At 51.3% G+C, this 18,769-nt stretch carries 17 protein-coding genes; 10 read left to right on the forward strand and 7 right to left on the reverse strand.

Annotated elements, in window-relative coordinates; genetic code table 11:
• Positions 1-5 precede the first annotated feature (5 nt).
• Together fsa and DET_RS07210 are read right to left on the reverse strand one after the other, a co-directional pair.
• Positions 6-656 carry a fructose-6-phosphate aldolase gene (gene fsa, locus DET_RS07205; RefSeq protein WP_010937094.1) on the reverse strand — a complete coding sequence of 217 codons (651 nt, stop codon included), beginning with the start codon at positions 654-656 and terminating at the stop codon, positions 6-8.
• Positions 657-693: 37 nt separating this feature from the next.
• The gene (locus DET_RS07210) at positions 694-2,328 is read right to left on the reverse strand and encodes a CTP synthase (RefSeq protein WP_010937095.1); all 1,635 of its coding nucleotides are present in this window, start codon (positions 2,326-2,328) and stop codon (positions 694-696) included.
• A 280-nt stretch (positions 2,329-2,608) separates the two neighbouring features.
• On the opposite strand from DET_RS07210, the gene DET_RS07215 reads away from it, so the two are divergent.
• From DET_RS07215 to DET_RS07270, 10 genes are all read left to right on the forward strand, one after another.
• Positions 2,609-3,601: a DnaJ C-terminal domain-containing protein gene (locus tag DET_RS07215; protein ID WP_010937096.1), complete on the forward strand. Its 993-nt coding sequence runs from the start codon at positions 2,609-2,611 to the stop codon at positions 3,599-3,601.
• 12 nt (positions 3,602-3,613) lie between these two features.
• Positions 3,614-3,919, forward strand: a complete 306-nt coding sequence (locus tag DET_RS07220) for a MerR family transcriptional regulator (protein WP_010937097.1) — start codon at positions 3,614-3,616, stop codon at positions 3,917-3,919.
• A 4-nt stretch (positions 3,920-3,923) separates the two neighbouring features.
• Positions 3,924-6,362, forward strand: coding sequence for an ATP-dependent Clp protease ATP-binding subunit (locus DET_RS07225; RefSeq protein ID WP_010937098.1), 2,439 nt, complete (start codon positions 3,924-3,926; stop codon positions 6,360-6,362).
• Positions 6,363-6,379: 17 nt separating this feature from the next.
• Positions 6,380-7,033: a VTT domain-containing protein gene (locus DET_RS07230; RefSeq protein ID WP_041223406.1), complete on the forward strand. Its 654-nt coding sequence runs from the start codon at positions 6,380-6,382 to the stop codon at positions 7,031-7,033.
• Between the two features lie 88 nt (positions 7,034-7,121).
• Complete coding sequence (gene purF, locus DET_RS07235) at positions 7,122-8,540, forward strand: amidophosphoribosyltransferase (RefSeq protein WP_010937100.1); 1,419 nt, start codon at positions 7,122-7,124, stop codon at positions 8,538-8,540.
• Positions 8,541-8,654: 114 nt separating this feature from the next.
• A complete protein-coding gene (gene purM, locus DET_RS07245) occupies positions 8,655-9,677 on the forward strand; it encodes a phosphoribosylformylglycinamidine cyclo-ligase (protein ID WP_010937101.1) in 1,023 nt (340 codons plus the stop codon).
• 129 nt (positions 9,678-9,806) lie between these two features.
• On the forward strand, positions 9,807-11,348 hold the full coding sequence (gene purH, locus DET_RS07255) for a bifunctional phosphoribosylaminoimidazolecarboxamide formyltransferase/IMP cyclohydrolase (RefSeq protein ID WP_010937102.1): 1,542 nt from the start codon (positions 9,807-9,809) through the stop codon (positions 11,346-11,348).
• A 17-nt stretch (positions 11,349-11,365) separates the two neighbouring features.
• Complete coding sequence (locus DET_RS07260; protein WP_010937103.1) at positions 11,366-12,367, forward strand: nicotinate phosphoribosyltransferase; 1,002 nt, start codon at positions 11,366-11,368, stop codon at positions 12,365-12,367.
• Between the two features lie 118 nt (positions 12,368-12,485).
• Positions 12,486-12,734 carry an HgcAB-associated protein HgcC gene (gene hgcC / locus DET_RS07265; RefSeq protein ID WP_010937104.1) on the forward strand — a complete coding sequence of 83 codons (249 nt, stop codon included), beginning with the start codon at positions 12,486-12,488 and terminating at the stop codon, positions 12,732-12,734.
• A 3-nt stretch (positions 12,735-12,737) separates the two neighbouring features.
• Positions 12,738-13,580 carry an arsenite methyltransferase gene (locus tag DET_RS07270; RefSeq protein WP_010937105.1) on the forward strand — a complete coding sequence of 281 codons (843 nt, stop codon included), beginning with the start codon at positions 12,738-12,740 and terminating at the stop codon, positions 13,578-13,580.
• Here DET_RS07270 and tilS read toward each other — a convergent pair.
• Genes tilS through DET_RS07295 form a run of 5 tightly spaced genes read right to left on the reverse strand, consistent with a single transcriptional unit; the run spans position 13,577 to position 18,754 of the window.
• Positions 13,577-15,007, reverse strand: a complete 1,431-nt coding sequence (tilS, locus tag DET_RS07275; RefSeq protein ID WP_041223478.1) for a tRNA lysidine(34) synthetase TilS — start codon at positions 15,005-15,007, stop codon at positions 13,577-13,579. The genes DET_RS07270 and tilS overlap by 4 nt on opposite strands.
• 43 nt (positions 15,008-15,050) lie before the next feature.
• Positions 15,051-15,674: a histidine phosphatase family protein gene (locus DET_RS07280; protein ID WP_010937107.1), complete on the reverse strand. Its 624-nt coding sequence runs from the start codon at positions 15,672-15,674 to the stop codon at positions 15,051-15,053.
• 2 nt (positions 15,675-15,676) lie between these two features.
• The gene (locus tag DET_RS07285) at positions 15,677-16,855 is read right to left on the reverse strand and encodes a M48 family metallopeptidase (RefSeq protein WP_010937108.1); all 1,179 of its coding nucleotides are present in this window, start codon (positions 16,853-16,855) and stop codon (positions 15,677-15,679) included.
• Positions 16,855-17,499: a TIGR03936 family radical SAM-associated protein gene (locus DET_RS07290; protein ID WP_010937109.1), complete on the reverse strand. Its 645-nt coding sequence runs from the start codon at positions 17,497-17,499 to the stop codon at positions 16,855-16,857. Before DET_RS07290 ends, DET_RS07285 begins: the two co-directional genes overlap by 1 nt.
• Positions 17,480-18,754 (reverse strand): HlyC/CorC family transporter, encoded by a 1,275-nt coding sequence (locus tag DET_RS07295; protein ID WP_010937110.1) that lies wholly within the window; start codon positions 18,752-18,754, stop codon positions 17,480-17,482. The genes DET_RS07290 and DET_RS07295 overlap by 20 nt, the downstream gene beginning before the upstream one ends.
• Between the last annotated feature and the right edge of the window lie 15 nt (positions 18,755-18,769).

Raw genomic sequence — 18,769 nt, forward strand, 5'->3', positions numbered from 1 at the left:
AAATATTACTTCTGGACACTTTTCCAGTCAGCCATGAAACGGGCAATACCCGAATCTGTCAGCGGATGCTGCATCATCTGCATCAGCACCTTGTAAGGTACGGTGGCAATACCGGCACCGGTCTGGGCCGCCTGAGTGCAATGAAGCGGGTGGCGGATACTGGCGGCAATCACCTGGGTTTCAAAGCCGTATTCCTTATATATACTGACAATATCATTTATAAGCATCATGCCGTCATGCCCGGCATCATCCAGCCTGCCCACAAACGGGCTGACAAAGGCCGCACCGGCCAAAGCCCCCAGCAAAGCCTGGTTGACCGAGAAACAGAGGGTCATATTGAAGCGGACACCCTCTTTGCTCAGCTTGGAAATAATCTCCAGCCCTTCGGCGGTGGCGGGTATTTTGACCACCACGTTGGGTGCCCATTTAGCTATCTCGCGGGCCTGCTTGAGCATTTCGGCGGGGTCTTCAGCCGTAATTTCGGCAGAGACATCACCCTCCGGCAGCAAGGCACATATCTGCTGTACTACGGATTTATAATCACTGATGCCTTCTTTGGCAACCAGAGTGGGATTGGTGGTCACACCGCTCACCACTCCCAGTTTCAGGCCTTTTTTAATCTCTTCAATATTAGCGGTATCCAGAAAAATACGCATTTCTACCTCAGGACCAATTTATATTTATGCCCTTATTTCAGGGCGAAAGCGGCAAAGAAGGCTGCTCACCATCTCTTATAACCTTTTTGGCAGCATTTATAAATTCACGGAACAGGGGGTGGGGACGGTTTGGCCGTGAAAGAAACTCCGGGTGAAACTGCGAACCGACCATAAACGGGTGTCCTGAAACTTCGCAAATCTCTACCAGCTTGCCGTCAGGAGACAGTCCGCTGAATACCATACCGGCTTTGGAAAGGGTATCACGGTAATCATTATTGAACTCAAAACGGTGACGGTGACGTTCATTTATCAGCTTGTTGCCGTAAGCCTGTCCGGCCATAGTACCGGGCTGAATTACACAAGGATAATTGCCCAGACGCATAGTACCGCCTTTGGAATCCACCCCCCGTTGCTCCGGCAACAGGTCAATAACCGGGTAAGGGGAATCCGGCTCAAATTCGGTTGAGTGGGCTTTGTCAGACTGAAGCACGTGCCGGGCAAACTCTATCACCATGACCTGCATGCCCAGACACAAACCCAGATAGGGTATGCCGTTTTCACGGGCATACTTTACGGCGGTTATCATGCCCTCAATACCCCTGATGCCGAACCCGCCGGGTATAATAATGCCCTGAACGTGTTTTAAATATTCCTCAGGGCCGTTTTTCTCAATATCTTCAGCATACACCCAGTCTATCTGGATATCACGCCCGTTATGAATGGCGGCATGACACAGGGACTCACGGACTGAATAATAGGCATCTTTCAGCTCTACGTATTTGCCGACCAGAGCAATCCTGACCGCTGGGGTAGGTTCTTTAATTTTTTCCACCAGCCCGCGCCAGATACTAAGGTCAGACGGGGAAGCATTCAGGTGAAGGCGGCTGACCAGCAAATCACCCACACCCTCAGACTCCAGCTTCAGGGGGACTTCATATATAGTGGAAACAGTAGGCATAAAGATAACTGCCTTGCGTTCCACATCACAGAACAAAGAAAGTTTGTCCCGGATACCTTCGGATATAGGATAATCTGCCCGGCAGACTATTATATCCGGCTGGATACCTATCCGCCTCAGCTCGTTAACACTGTGCTGGGTGGGCTTGGTTTTAAGCTCCTGGGTGGACTGTATATAAGGAAGCAGGGTTACGTGAATATAAATAACATTATCCCGCCCCATATCATTGCGCATCTGGCGGATAGCTTCCAGAAAGGGCTGACCCTCAATATCACCGACAGTACCGCCCACTTCCACTATTACCACATCCGCTTTGGAACGGTCTGCCAGACGCTGTATTCTGGCCTTTATCTCCTGGGTGACATGGGGTACAACCTGTATAGTCCCCCCCAGATAATCACCCCGGCGCTCTTTATTTATAACTTCGGAATATACCTGGCCGGAGGTGACAGTGGAGTCAGCGGTAAGCTCAATATCTATAAAGCGTTCATAGCTGCCCAAATCAAGGTCTGTTTCCGCCCCGTCCTGGGTTACAAAAACCTCGCCGTGCTGATAGGGTGACATGGTACCGGGGTCTACATTCAAATAGGGGTCAAGCTTTTGAACCGAAACACTCAGTCCCCGGCTTTTAAGAATATTTCCCAGTGAGGCAACGGTAATGCCCTTGCCTACAGAACTAACCACACCGCCAGTTACAAAAACAAATTTTGACATAATAACCTGCTAAGACTTGATAAGATGAGAGTAAAATAGAAAGGCAAATTTCGAACCTTTGCCATAAATTTGAAAACGGATAGACAAAGCAGAAGTCTGATTCATTAAATCGTTTTTATTATAAGGATGTGCCTTAGGCTTGTCAACATTATATATACATGGAAAAGCCGCTTTTCTTAAACTGTATTGATACTGTTTTATTAACTTTAATAATATATTGTTGACATTATTCATACCACCATAATATAATAGAAAATAGGTATTTCCCAGGGGGAATTGTATGGCTAATGAAAAAAACTTATACGAAACACTGGGCGTAGCCAAAACCGCCAGCGCAGACGAAATCAAGAAGGCATACCGCAAGCTTGCCCGCAAGTACCACCCGGATTTGAATCCGGGAGATAAGACGGCTGAAGAAACCTTCAAGAAGATTAACCAGGCTTATGAAGTACTTAACAACCCTGAAAACCGGGCCAAGTATGACAAGTATGGTGACCAGTGGCAGTATGGCGAACAGTTTGAAAAAGCCCGGGCCAGCCAGCAGCAAACCCAGGGCAACCCCTTTGGGGGGTATGATTTCAGCTTTGGCGGCAGCGAAGGCGGCGGGTTTGAAGATATTTTGAGCCAGATGCTGGGTGGCCGTATGGGCGGGCGCCGAAGCCGCCCCCAGCCTGGACAAAGCATTGAACAACCCGTAGACATTTCGCTGGAAGAAGCCGCCAGCGGCACCAGCCGTCTGCTAAGTTTCCAGATGCAAAAACCCTGCGAGACCTGCGGAGGCAGCGGGGCAAAAGATAAAAAGGTCTGCCCCACCTGCCAGGGTACAGGTATAAATCCGGGGATTGAAAGACTGGAAGTCAAAATACCGGCCGGGGTTAAAAATGACTCCAAAATCCGTTTGGCAGGCAAGGGCGGGTATGGACAATCGGGTGGACAAAGGGGTGACCTATTCCTCCGGATACATGTCCGCCCCAATGATAGATTTGAACGCAAGGATGATGACCTGACGGTAAACGTACCGGTAAACCTGACTACCGCCATGCTGGGCGGGGAGATATTTGTCCCCGCACTCAAAGGCAAACTAGCCTTGAAAATACCGGCCGAAACCCAGAACGGGCGGACTTTCCGCTTAAAAGGGCAGGGCATCCCCCACTTAGGCAAAGACGGCAGCGGGGATTTACTGGCCAAAATCAACATTGTGCTGCCGGAAAAACTTACCGCCGCTGAAAGAGACCTTTTTGAAAAACTGCGCCAGCTTAGGCCGGACAGTTAAAGGGAGATATTTATGGAAAATGCAAACCAGCCCCGTTATGTAATCTCAGTAGCTGCCGAAATACTGGGTATGCAGACTTATACCCTGCGGTATTACGAAAGGGTGGGCATTATCAAGCCTTTCCGTTCGCAGGGCAGGATAAGATTATACTCGGAGCAGGATATTGAACGGCTGAAACTGGCCAAAACCCTGCTGGATGATTTGGGTATAAATATGGCCGGGGTTGAAGTAATCTTAAACATGCGTAACCGCATTCAGGAGCTTATATCCGAAAACGAAGCCCTGAGGGAAGAAATACAATTACTCAGAGAGGAGTAAACCCGTGAGACAGGAAAAATTTACCGAACAAGCCCAGGAAGCCCTCAGTGCTTCACAGATGCTGGTGCAGGAATACCAGCACAGCCAATGGGACGTTGAACATGTGCTGCTGGCCCTTATCCGTCAGGAAAAGGGGCTGGTGGGTGAAATACTAAAAGAACTTAAAGTAAGCTCAGAGGAAATAACCAAGCAGCTGGTGGACTCTTTAAAGCGTTCGCCCAAAGCGGTAGGCGGCAATATCCAGATATACCCCACCCCCCGTATTATAAACCTGCTGCAAACCGCCAACAACGAAGCAGAGCGCCTGCGGGACGAGTTTATCGGCACGGAACATTTGCTGGTGGCCATTGCCGGAGATACCCAGGGAGAATCTGCCCGAATTTTGAAGCAGTTTGGTATTGACCAGGAAAAAGTTTATTCCGCCCTCCAAAAAATACGGGGCGGACACAGGGTGACCGATGCCAGAGCCGAAAGCAAATACCGGGCACTGGCCAAATACAGCCGCGACCTTACCGAACTGGCCAAACAGGGCAAAATAGACCCGGTAATAGGCCGTGACCAGGAAATCCGCCGGGTTATGCAAATACTCTCCCGCCGCACCAAAAACAACCCGGTGATTGTGGGTGAAGCGGGCGTGGGCAAAACTGCCATTGCCGAAGGGGTTGCCCAGAAAATTGCGGATAATGACGTACCCGAATCCCTGCGTGACCGCAAGGTAATGGCCCTGGATATGGGCGCTCTGGTTGCCGGAAGCAAGTTCCGCGGAGAGTTTGAAGAACGCCTCAAAGCGGTCATGGACGAGGTGCGCCAATCCGCCGGAGAGATTATCCTTTTCATAGACGAAATCCATACCGTAGTCGGGGCGGGAGCGGCTGAGGGAGCTATAGATGCCTCAAATATGCTCAAACCGGCTTTGGCCAGAGGTGAACTTCAGACAATAGGGGCTACCACTCTGGATGACTACCGCAAATATATTGAGAAAGATACCGCTCTGGAGCGCCGTTTCCAGCCGGTGTTTGTAGACGAGCCTACAGTTGAACAGACTATTGAAATATTAAAGGGCATCAGACCCAAATACGAAGCCCACCATAAACTGAAAATAACTGACGCCGCTCTGGAGGCAGCCGCCAGACTGTCCAGCCGCTATATAACCGAACGCCAGCTGCCGGACAAGGCGATAGACCTTATTGACGAGGCAGCCAGTAAACTCCGGCTGGACAGCGAAAGCGCCCCGCCGGAAGTAAAAAAACTGGAAGATGAACTCCGCCAGGCAGGCATTGAGGAAGAGGCCGCCTCCCAGCTTCAGGAATACGAAAAAGCGGCTGAACTCAAGGCTGAAAAGATGCGTCTTGAGGAAAAATTCAACACTGCCCGCGAGGATTGGCTGAAACAGGAGAAAATAGCCGAAGAAGTAACCGCCGAACAGATTACCACCTTGGTTTCGTCTATGACCGGCATACCGGTCAGCCAGATGCTGGAAGGTGAGGCTTCCAAACTGCTGAATATGGAAGACCGCATCCACGAGCGTATGGTAGACCAGGAGGAAGCGGTAAAAGCCGTAGCCGAAGCTATCCGCCGCAGCCGGGCCGGTCTTAAAGACCCGCGCCGTCCCATCGGCAGCTTTTTGTTCTTAGGCCCGACCGGGGTTGGCAAAACCGAACTTGCCCGCAGCTTAGCCTGGTTTTTGTTTGATGACGAAACCGCCATGGTCAGGCTGGACATGTCCGAATATCAGGAAAAACACACTGTTTCCCGTCTGGTAGGTGCTCCCCCCGGATACGTGGGCTACGACGAAGGCGGGCAGCTGACTGAACTGGTTCGCCGCCGCCCGTACCGGGTTATCCTGCTGGACGAAATTGAAAAAGCCCACCCGGATGTATACAACACCCTGCTCCAGCTGCTGGATGACGGCCGCCTGACAGACGGGCAGGGCAGAACGGTGGACTTTAAAAACACGGTTATCATTATGACCTCCAACGCAGGCATAGAAACTATCAAACGCGAATCTGCCCTGGGTTTTGCCGTCAGGACTGATGACTCCAAAACCCGCCATGACGGCTATGAACGCATGAAAGACAAGGTCATGGCCGAGGTTAAAAAGACCTTCCGCCCGGAGTTTATCAACCGGGTAGACGAAATAATTGTCTTCCATGAGCTGGCCGAAGAACAGATACGCCAGATAGTGGATTTCATAATAAAAGATGTTTCCAAACGGCTTGAAGAACGCAAACTCAAGCTGGAGCTGACCGATGCCGCCAAAGGCTGGCTGGCCAAGGTGGGTTATGACCCGGCCTTTGGTGCCAGACCCCTTCGCAGGGCCATTGAAAGATACATAGAAAGCCCGCTGGCTGACAAGCTGCTTCGCAATGAGTTCAGCGAAAATGCTACAATACTGGTGGACAAGGCGGATGAAGCCCTGAGTTTCAGCCAGAAGGCCGCCTGATACCAGGAAGGCCTTGGATAGTGGATCTGCCCGAAGAAGACATCTCAATATATGAAACCGGTGCCGAGCTGAAAACCCGTGCTTGGTTTAAAAGATGGGGGATTTGGCTCGGCATTCTGGTGATAATTATCAGTATTGCCCTTTCGGTCTGGCTTATTATCCGCCGGGATATTATTCAGGACCTGGCCGGTTACGGCTATATAGGCATGTTTGCCATCAGCTTTCTGGGCAGCTCCATTTCCATTGTCCCGGTGCCTATGCTGGCTGTCCAGTTTACTCTGGGGGGTGTTTTGCCCCCGCCGGTGGGGGAGCCGATACTGGGGCCCCTTTTTGCTGGAATAGTAGCCAGTTTAGCCGAAGCCTTGGGCGGCTTCTCCATTTACATGACCGGCTACTCCGGCAAATCCAGCCTGGCCGGGTCAGATTCAGGCAGCAAACTAAACCGCCTCTACTGCAAAATGATACGGCTGATGGAAAGGCGGGGTTCGCTCATGGTCTTCATCCTTTCAGCCATTATCAACCCTTTTTTCTACCCCATGACTTTGGCTGCCGGAGCGGTAAATTTCGGTATCCGCAAATTTATGCTGATTTCACTGGCCGGCAAATTTATAAAATGCACTGCCATCTGTTATGCCGGATATTTCGGCTTAACCCGCCTGTTTGGTTTTTAAGAGGTTCGTATTACCCTTTAAATTGACCCGTTTCAAAGCTTGGCGTATAATAAAAAGCTGTCACTCAGATATAAAGAGGCTGTCTACTTTGCATGAATCTTGCGGCATTTTCGGTGTATTTGCCCCCGGTCAGGATGTAGCCCGGCTCACATTTTTCGCCCTGTTTGCCTTGCAGCACAGGGGACAGGAAAGCTCAGGTATTTCTACATCTGACGGGCGGGAACTTAAGCTTTATTCCCAGATGGGTCTGGTCTCCCATATCTTTACTGAAGATATACTCCGCAAACTGGGCGGACATATTGCCATAGGGCATAACCGTTATTCCACCACCGGTTCAAGCCAGCAGATAAACGCCCAGCCATTTCTGATGGGCCAAGGCGACAACGTTATGGCCATAGCCCATAACGGCAATATAGTTAATTCAGAAGCCCTGAATGCCGAACTAAGCTCTCAGGGATATGTTTTTAAAAGCTCTACAGATACCGAAATAATCGGCCAGCTTATCCTGTCAGCAGTTGAAACTGACTGGGTCAAACGGATACGCTATGCCATGAACCGCCTTAAAGGGGCTTTTTCCTGCACTATTATGACCAAAGACACCCTCTACGCCATGCGTGACCCGCTGGGTGTCCGCCCCCTGTGCCTGGGCAAAATTCAAGGGGGTTACGTAGTTGCTTCCGAAAGCTGTGCCCTTGACCATATCGGGGCTGATTTCATACGCGAAATAGAGCCGGGTGAAATTCTGGCTATAAATGAAAACGGGGTAACCAGTTTCAAACAGCCGATTTCCCGCCGGGCTTTGTGCATATTTGAATTTATTTATTTTGCCCGCCCTGACAGCCAGATAGACGGGCAGCTTTTATATTCCGCCCGCCAGGCTATGGGGGCAGAGCTGGCCAGAGAGTACCCGGTAGAAGCGGATTTGGTGATAGGCGTACCTGACTCCGCTACAGCAGCCGGTATAGGTTATGCTATAAATTCAGGCATACCCCCGGCCGAAGGCCTTATTAAAAACCGCTACATGGGGCGGACATTTATTCAGCCTGACCAGCACCTTCGCGACCTGGGAGTAAAGCTCAAGTTCAACCCCCTGAGGAGTGTTCTGGAAGACAAGCGGGTAGTACTGGTAGATGACAGCATAGTCCGCGGGACTACCACCCCCCAGGTTATCCGCCTGCTGCGCAAAGCCGGTGCCAAAGAAGTACATATGAGGGTATGCGCCCCGCCCATAACCAACCCCTGTTTCTTCGGGGTAGACATGGCCACCCGTTCGGAGCTTATTGCCGCTAAAATGAGCGTGCCTGAGATACAGAAATACATAGGGGCAGATTCACTTGGTTACCTCAGCCTGCCCGGCCTTATAAAGGCAGTGGGGCTGCCCAAAGATAACTTCTGCCTGGCCTGTTTCACCGGCGAATACGCCCTGCCGGTTCAGCTGGAGATGGATAAATTTGCACTCGGCAACCAGCGCGGCAACTGCTGCCAGATGCCATCACCCGGCAGCTAATCCTCCCCCCGCAGGGAGTTATTCCGGATTTAACACCGCCCGAAGTTTTATACCTTCGGCGGTGTTTTTTCTTTGCAGTTGATAGCTATTTCTGATAATCTTAGTTACCACAATTTGAGAGGTGGGCACATCAAAGATACATATGCCGGGGCAGGAGTAGATATAAATTCCGCCTCAAAATCAAAAGAACTCATCAAGCAGTACGCCAAAGCCACTTTGGGCTCCCAGGTACTGGCCGGGCCGGGATTTTTCGGCGGAATGTACGAATTCAAAGGCTACAAAAACCCGGTGCTGGTTTCCAGTTGTGATGGAGTAGGCACCAAACTGAAACTGGCCGGGGTGCTGAATAAACATGACACTATAGGCATTGACATTGTCAACCACTCTGTCAATGATATACTGACCTCCGGGGCTGAACCAATCTTTTTCCTTGATTACATAGCCATGGGCAAACTTTCGCCTGAAAAAATAGCCGACATTGTCAAGGGACTGTCTACCGCCTGTCTAGAGGCGGGCTGCGCCCTTATCGGCGGAGAAACGGCCGAAATGCCCGGCCTTTACCACGGGGAAGATTATGATTTGGCCGGCTTTATCGTAGGGGTAGTTGAAAAGGAAAATATGCTTATCAACCGGGGTATCAAACCGGGAGATGTCATTTTGGGTCTGGCTTCAAACGGACTCCACACCAACGGTTATTCGCTGGCACGCAAAGTTCTGGGCGAAAGCCGCGAAGCTCTGGATAAATATTATCCCGAACTGGGGCAAACCGCAGGCGAAGCCCTGCTGGTGCCTCACCGCAGTTATCTGAAAGAAATAAAGCCCAACCTCCCCCTCATAAAAGGGCTGGCCCACATAACCGGCGGAGGCCTGACAGACAATGTCCCCAGGACACTGCCCGAAGATGTATCCGCCCGTTTTGAAACTAAAAACTGGGAAATACCGCCCCTCCTCCAGCTTATCCAGAAAACCGGGGGAATAGACCGCGAAGAGATGTTCCACGTGTTTAATATGGGTATAGGCATGGTGATTATAGCCGGCAGCGAAGAGGCCGCTCTGATAATGCAAAATCTGCCGGAAGCAAAAGTAATCGGGGAGATTGCAGCCCGCCAAAGCGGAGTGCAGGTAATAATTGAATAAGCAGCCGGGATTCTTTCCAGAGGCAGCTTTTTCACAGACTATACGGGCATAGCTGCCAAGAGCAGCTTGCCGCAAATATATTTATGCACCTGGTAAAAATAAATTTATTTAACATAAGGAGGGATTGTCATGAGGGCTATCCTGAGCGTCTCAGATAAAACCGGTCTTATCGAATTCGCCAAAGGCTTGTCAGAACTGGGTTTTGATATATACAGCACCGGCGGAACCAAGAAATCACTCCAGCAGGCAAATGTAACCGTTCACGGCATTTCGGACATGACCGGTTCGCCTGAAATACTGGACGGACGGGTCAAAACTTTGCATCCCAAGGTACACGGCGGCATACTGGCCCGGCGTGACCTGCCCGAACATATGGCCGAACTGGAAGAACACCATATCCAACCCATTGACATGGTGGTAGTCAATCTCTACCCCTTTGTCAAGACTGTTTCCCGGCCGGATGTAAGCCTGACTGATGCACTGGAGAATATTGATATCGGCGGACCTACCATGATACGGGCTTCCGCCAAGAACTTCCCCAGTGTGATTGTGGTGGTAGACCCTCAGGATTACTCCCGTGTACTGGAACACCTTCAGGCAGGCACTCTGAGCCTTGACGAACGCAAGAAACTGGCCCAAAAGGCCTTCCAGCACGTAGCCATGTATGATACGGCCATCTCCCAGTACCTCTGGCAGGGAGAAGAGGGTTTCCCCGAAAATATGACCATAGCCCTTTCCAAACGCTATGACCTGCGTTACGGTGAAAACCCCCACCAGCCGGCTGTTTTCTATGCTGAAAACAGGGTTGGACAAGGGCAGGACAGCGGCATTACCTGGGCGCAGCAGGTCTGGGGCAAACAGCTTTCCTTTAACAATATTCTGGACGCAGACGCCGCCTGGGGAGCCGCCACTGACTTTGCGGCTGCCACAGTAGCCATAGTCAAGCATACCAATACCTGCGGTCTGGCCAGTGACGAAAACATTGCCGAAGCCTACAAGAAGGCCTTTTCGGGTGACCCCGTTTCGGCTTACGGCGGTATAGTAGCCTCCAACCGCAAAGTGACACTGTCCATGGCCGAAGCCATGAAGGGTGTCTTTTATGAAATCATCATTGCCCCCGAATACGAACCGGAGGCACTGGAATTCCTTAAAACCCGCAAGGATTTGCGTATACTCATAGCCGAACTGCCCAAACATGCGGAAAACAAGGCCGCTTCGCTGGATTACCGCCGGGTAAAAGGCGGGCTGCTGGTGCAGGCGGCTGATGAACTGGCCGAAGAGGCCCTTCAGACCAAGGTAGCCACCAACCGGGCACCCACCGCTGAGGAAATGGCAGATTTGAAATTCGCCTGGCGGGCAGTCAAGCATATTAAATCAAACGCCATTGTCCTGGCTAAAAATAAAGTCCTGCTGGGAATGGGCGCAGGGCAACCCAACCGAGTAGTCAGCGTAGACATTGCCAAGAGCAAGGCCGGTGAGGCCTCAAAGGGCAGTGTCATGGCCTCAGATGCCATGTTTCCCTTCCCTGACAGCGTTGAACAGGCGGCTGCCGCCGGAGTAACCGCCATTATCCAGCCGGGCGGTTCTATCCGTGACCAGGAATCTATTGACGCTGCCAACAAGTACAATATAGCTATGGTATTTACCGGTACCCGCCACTTCCGCCATTAGAAAGAACCGGAGGAATTATGCCTGTTAAACCGAAGTTCAATATACCCGGGAACCTGCTCTCAGGTGATACCACTGATATTTATTTTGCCCGTACGGTGGAAATACTGGCTAAGGAAAACCAGAACCCGGAGACGGTAATGGAAGTATTTACCACCCGCCCCGGTATTCTGTGCGGCCTGAGCGAGGCTGTAGAGCTTCTGCAGGCGGTATTACCGGCGGGTGAGGGTGAAATATGGGCTTTGGAAGATGGCGACCAGATTTCCGCCAAGGAAGTTGTGATGCGTATCAAAGCTCCTTACCTGAGCTTCGGTCTTTACGAGACTGTTTATTTGGGTATGCTGGCATCCGGCACAGGCTGGGCAACCGCCGCCCGTGAATGTGTTGAAGCGGCCGGGGATATACCCGTTACCAGTTTTGGTGCCCGCCATATTCACCCGCTGGTTGCCGGACGGATGGATTATGCCGCCATGATAGGCGGGTGCAAAGGCTGTTCGTCTATTGAAGGGGCGCGCCTCTGGGGCATCAGCCCTTCGGGCACTATTCCCCATTCCCTGATACTGGTTATGGGTGATACCCTGAAAGCTACCCTGGCCTTTGACAAACACATGCCGCCCCAAGTACCCAGAGTAGCTCTGGTGGACACCTTCAAGGACGAGGTGGAAGAAAGCCTGCGGGTAGCCGAAGCCATGGGACAAAGGCTGGACAGTGTCAGACTGGACACCCCCTTTGAGAGAGGCAGGGTCACGGCTGACCTGGTTAAAGAAGTGCGGGCTAATCTGGATATGGCCGGACACAATCACGTCAAGATATTCGTTTCCGGCGGCCTTACCCCGGAACGTATCCGCTACTTCGCAGAGAATAACGCCCCGGTAGACGGCTACGGCACAGGCAGTTATATAAGCGGCGCCCGCCCCATTGACTTCACTGCAGACCTGCACGAAATTGCGGGCAAAGCGGTAGCCAAGCGGGGACGTATTCCCGGTCTATCCCAAAATCCCCGCCTTAAAAAAGTGCGTTAATATTCCCCGTGATACTGCTTAAAGCGGCTCTAACCAGCCGCTTTTTTATTTGACAGAAAAGCCCGCCTGAAGTATTATTCAGTATATTCTGATTTTTCTGATTTATTGCGAGGCCGAGATGGAAGAAAAATGTTGCTGCGGGGTAGATGCCATCTTAAGCGTAGATGCCCGCGGCCAGCTGGTACTGCCCAAAGAAATCCGCACCAAACTGAATATTCAGCCGGGAGACAAGCTGGCAGCTATCACCCGCCATTCAGGCGGCAAGCCCTGCTGTCTGCTGCTTATCAAAGCAGACGAATTTTCAGAACTGGCAAACGAAATAGTCAGCCCTATTTTAAAAAATATGACAGTGGCAGGAGGAAATTAGCCCGTGACAGACATCAAAAAACTGGTTCGTGACGAATATGGACATATCGCCGAAAGAGCGGCTTCGCCAGCCAGCGGCTGCAGCTGTTGCAGCTGCAATTCTGACATAGCCGCCGAATCCAGCCTTCAGGCAGGCTACACCGAAGAGGAAATAAACTCCGTTCCCGAAGGGGCAAACCTGGGGCTGGGGTGCGGCAACCCTCTGGCACTGGCTGAAATAAAAGAGGGTGAGACCGTACTGGACCTGGGGTCAGGCGGCGGCTTTGACTGCTTTCTGGCAAGCCCGCGGGTAGGTGCAAAAGGCAAAGTAATAGGTGTTGACATGACACCCCAAATGCTGTCTATAGCCAAACGCAATGCTTTTCAGGGCGGCTATACCAATGTAGAGTTTATCCAGGGGGAGATTGAAAACCTGCCGCTGGAGTCAGACAGCATAGACCTTATCATCTCCAACTGCGTAATAAACCTGTCACCGGACAAGCCTGCCGTTTTCAAGGAAGCCCTGCGGGTGCTCAAGCCGGGCGGGCGGATAGTTATATCTGATATTGTACTGGAAGGTGAACTGCCGGACGAAGTCCGCAAATCTGCCGCTGCCTATATAAGCTGTATTGCCGGGGCAGAACAGTTTGACGATTATCTGGATATCATCAATGAGGCCGGCTTTGTTGACATAACATTACTTTCCAAAGAAACCTATGGCGCAGATAGCTGCTGTAACGACGATGAAGGTTGCGGATGCAGCTGCGGCTGTTCAGGCGAATCCTGCCAGAGCGGTGAAGATACTGAAACCAACGCACTGGACGGCCTGATAAGCAGTCTCAGGTTAAGGGCTTACAAACCGCTTTAATTTTGGAGTTTAAATTCCACCCGAAGCACCCGGCGGGTATTTTCATCTACCTTGGCAGACTGGCCGATACGGTAGCCCACCAGCCAGAGTATTTCTGCGCCCGAAAAAAGCAGGGGTACTCTGGCCCGCCAGCTTCGGGGGATTTTATTATCTATCATAAATTCCTTCAGGCTTTTGGCTTCTTCCATGCCCAGCGGCTGAAACTGGTCACCTTCGGTGCGGGTGCGGACAGCCAGGTCACTCCCGGCTTTGTCCATATCCAGATAGGCCACCAGAGTACTTTCACTTAAATCCAGCCCTACCGGGGAAGGCAAGACTTCGGTCTTTACAGTCCAGCCGTCCAAAATAGTTTCAGTGCCAACTCCCAGCCGGTACTCCCCCTGAAAAGGCGGGTACGGACAGAGTTCATCAATCTCCCAGCCCAGCAAATAATGTTCATAGTCCACCTGAAAGACCAGCTTGTAAGGCAGGTCTATTCGCCGTCCGGCAGGTTTGTCCAGAGTCTGGATAATGCTTTCTATATGACGGGCTTCAATATCCTTCAGTCCGCCCAGCAGTTCTTCCAGCATCTGCCTAAGCAGGTTTCTTTTGAGTGCCGGATGAAGCCGCTGCATCTCTATTTTTTCAATCATAAGCACATTGTCCTGCCGGATTACCAGCTCAGCCTTCATTTGAGAAGTCACTTCGTCCAGCAGGGCCATTTCTTCACCCGCAATAAATGCAGTGCGGAGTATGGTTTCTTCAAAGGCGGGGTTAATTCCCCTAAGCATGGGCAGCACCTCAAGGCGGATACGGTTGCGTAAAAGGTCTGTACTCTGGTTAGTTACGTCCTGTACGGGTGAAAGCCCGGCTTCGCAGCAGTAATTTTGAGTTTCAGCCCGGCTGAGGCCAAGCAGAGGGCGGATAACCCTTAGACAGCCTTCACCGGCTACCGTACGGTTTAAAACAGGCCTAAGTCCCTGAAGCCCGCGGGTTCCGCTGCCGCGTACCAGATGAAGCATAACCGTTTCAATATTGTCATCTGTGGTGTGTCCCACCGCCACTGCCGCCGAACCATACTCAGCAGCAGTCCGGCAAAGAAAGGCATACCGCATTTCGCGGGCGGCTTCTTCAGTTGACAGGTGGTGTTCAGCCTGATAGGCCTTGACACTGACTTTCTGCTGGCAAAGGGGTACACCCAAAGCAGCCGCCAGTTCGGCCACATAGGCGGCATCACGCTCGGATTCTTCACCCCTCAGGCTGTGGTTCAAATGGGCCAGCCGCAAACTGAAACCCATTTCACAGCTTAGTTTATGCATTATGTAAAGCATACAAACGGAATCAGGCCCGCCAGAAACCGCCAGCAGGATTTCATCTCCGTCTGACACCATGCCCTGTTGTTTTATATATCTGCTTACCCGTTCGCTCAAAATTTCATTGTTGTCCAAGGGTATGTCCCGCCTTTTAAAAACTTCGTCAACAAGTATTTTCTCAAATACAACGGCTGTCCTGATGAAAAACGTTTTCATTAAAGAGTGCCAGATAGGCCTGGCTGCCCTTAAACTCTATCAGACTCAGACTGCCAATGTGAAGCCTGAAATTGGCCATTTTTTCCAGAGGCAAATCCAGCACCTTGCAGATAACCGCCAGTATCACAAAATAGTGACAGACCACCGCCACATTCTGGTCAGGATGGTCAGCGGCTATTTGGGTGATAACCCGCCAGGCACGGGTCTGGACATCAGTCAGGGATTCACCGCCCGGAATCCGGGGCAAACCGCCCTCCGGGTGGGGTTCGGTAAAGAGTTCGGTAACCTTCATATTGGCACTGCCCATGTCCATACCCTCAAAATCACCCGCCTCTATCTCCCGAAGGTCTGGTGCGGTATTGATGGCAAGGCTGTGCTCAAGGGCAATCACCTCGGCGGTCACTTTGGCCCGGCTGAGCGGGCTGGAGTATATGGCAGACAGTTTTTCATCTTTGAGCCGCAGTGCCAGATTTCGGGTCTGGCGCAGCCCGTTTTCATTCAGGGGGGTATCACTTAACCCGCCCTGCAGCCGTCTTTTATTATTCCAGTCTGTTTCCCCGTGGCGAATCAAATACATTCTGGTCATGTCTAACCTCTGTCTACACTATGGCGTTTTTCAAATTCGTCTGCCAGACTAATCCGCTGAGTATAGTTAGGGTGGTCCTGGGTCAGCCGCTCCAGCCAGTTTGAGGGTTCAGCCTCAGCCAGATTCTGGTTGGTCAGGCGGGTCATAGCTGTCCGGAAGGCCGAAGGATTATTACTGATATTAAGGGCAAATTCATCTGCCTGCTTTTCCAGCCTGCGGGTAAAAAGGCTGATTAGCGGGGCAACTGCCATCAGCAAAAAAAACAGGATACTACCCATAAGCGGCAGCCCGGCCGGGTCTGTCAGACCATTATACCCCACCGCATCACCCAGATAACTGAAAATTAGCCCGCCCCCCGCCAGCACCCCGAACAGGACTGCCGCCTGAAGAGAAAAAAGACGGAGCATATCGTTATGCTGCTGGTGGGCAATCTCATGAGAAAGGACAACCTCTATTTCGGGTATGGAATAACGGTCTATCATAGTATCACTCAGGACTATCCGCCTGGTACGCCCCAAACCCATCAGGGCGGCATTGGCGGCGGTTCCGCGCTTACTCAGCTCTATAACATATATCCCGCGGACATATACGCCTATACGCCGGCAAAGCTCTAAAAGACTGTCTTTCAGCTGCCCGTCTTCAAGCGGTTTCATAGGGTAGAAAAGGGGTATCAGCCAGACAGGGGCAATAAAGGTCATACCCAAACTCACCGCTAAAAATCCCAGCCAGACCAGCAGCCACCAGATATCCGGCCATGCACCCATAACGGCATATACCGCCGCAACCAGAGGCGCACCCAGCACCAGCATAATCAGAAAAGACTTGGCTGTATCCGCAAAAAAAGCCCGGCGGGTCTGTCGGGAAGTGCCGTAGCGTTTAGCCAGTATATACCCGGTATAATAACCAAACGGCAGACTGAATATTTCGTAAACAACCGCCAGCAGCAAAAAGTAAATAACAGCTGCCCAGACAGGGTGAGATACCAAATGGGCAGCAACTGAGGCGGATAACCCGCCGAATATTAAAACCAATGCGGCTGCGGCAATGATAAGGGCTTGGATATAAGTAAACCGCCGCTCAATACGGCCGTACTCTCTGGCTTGTTGCTGACGCTGGGTATCCAGCTTAGGGGGAGAGTTCAGATTATCTTCGGGGGGAAGAGCCAGTTCTTCTTCAGGCATCAGGCCTCCAGGACAAGCCGTATACGCTCCACTGACAAAGGAAATTCGCTGATACCCAGGGCTTTGGTGAGTTGTTCGGGGCGGCCGGCCCCTTTGCTGTCACACTGAAGCAGCATCCGCAGGCACAGCACACCATCCAAAAGAGAGACCACTTCCAGTTCAGCTGTCTGGGCGCGTAAATCATATTCCTTTACTTTGTCCTGACGCTGCAGCTGCCACAAGAAGCTGTCTTTAGCCATAAAATCATCTACAGCCTTATGGCATTCCGCCAAAGACATTGAAGTATTTACGCTTACCAGATACTCTGCCTGCCGTACCAGCGCCTGGAGTGAGTCATGTTCGGGGGGAACAACGCAGCTTTGAAGTATCTTGACGCCCTCCGGCAGGTGGCGGTTAATCAAATCTTCAAAATAATGGGGGCTGACAGCAGCAGAGGTATATAAATCCATAAACTCCGCCCGGCTGGTATACCCCACCGGCAAGGGTGAGGCCAGAGCCATTCGGGGGTGAGGGTTAAAGCCCTCCGAATAGGCCAGTTCTACCCCGGCCCGGTAAAAAACCCTTTGCCACAGGCGTATTATGTCAAGGTGAGAAATAAACTTCAGGTTTTCTCCCCTTTGGTATCTAACTCTTAGACGCTGCACGCTTTTCCTTTGTTATCAGGACTTCATCAATCTTCATACCCTTCATACGGGTAATCACTACCTTAAGGTTTTGAAGTTTAATCTGCTGACCCTGCTTGGGTATGTATCCCAGGCGGTCAAGTATCAAACCGGCAATAGTCTCATAATCACCTTCGGGCAGGTCCAGTTCCATTTCTGCGTTAGCTTCTTCTATCCGCATGCTGCCGTCCACCTGAAAGGTGTATTCGTTTATAGATTCGTAGTCTTTTTCGGCTTCCGCCAGTTCATCACCCACCGGCCCTACTATCTCTTCCATCAGGCGGGAAAGGCTTACGATACCGGCCGTACCGCCATACTCATCTACCACCACACACATCCGGAAATTCTTTTCCCGCATCTCGTTAAACAGCTTGCCGATAGGCTTGGTTTCAGGAGCAAAATAAGCCGGGCGCATAAGGTCATCTACCAAATCCTGCTGGTTATGAGTGCCTTTGGCCAGTGCCATCAGCACGTCTTTGATAGATAAAATACCCAGCACGTTATCCATGTTGTCTTCGTACACCGGGAAACGTGACATGGGGGACTCGGCATATAAATCCAGAAAATCTTTCAGGGTTGAGCCTTTTTCCACGCTTTCCACTTCCGGTCTGGGTACAATCACTTCCCTGACCGGCCGGTCTGAAAACTCAAATACCTTGTGCAGAAGCTCCGCTTTATCTTCTTCAACCGTCCCCTCTTTATGGCCGACAGTTATCATAGCACGGATATCATCTTCGGCCACCAGGGAACTTTTAAGGGCAGGGCCGCCGAAGAGCTTGGTAAAACCGGAGGATATCCAGCCAAGCAGAGCTACTATAGGTGCGAATATTTTGGAAATCACCTCTACCGCAGGGGCTACTGCGAAGGCTATTTTTTCAGAATGCTGGGTAGCCAGAGTTTTGGGGGTGGTTTCGCCGAAAACCAGCAAAATAATAGTAACCCCGGCAGTGGCGATAAGCACGCCTCTTTCATTACCCCAGATAGAAACCGCCAGAACAGTACCCAAAGCGGAAGCGGCTGTATTTACAAAGTTGTTGCCCAAAAGTACAGTGGAAAGGAATTTTTCCGGCCTCTCCATCAGCTGCGAGACCTTGTCTGCGCCCTTTACTTTACTTTGAACCATATTTTGCAGGCGGAACCGCTGGATCGAAATAAAGGCTGTTTCAGAGCTGGCAAAAAAAGCGGAAAAGACAATACACAGAAAGAAGAGTATAAGGTACCAGGTATCGGTACTCATTTTGAAGAAAACCTC

Origin of the sequence: Dehalococcoides mccartyi 195, assembly GCF_000011905.1 — a bacterium.
GTDB lineage: Bacteria > Chloroflexota > Dehalococcoidia > Dehalococcoidales > Dehalococcoidaceae > Dehalococcoides > Dehalococcoides mccartyi.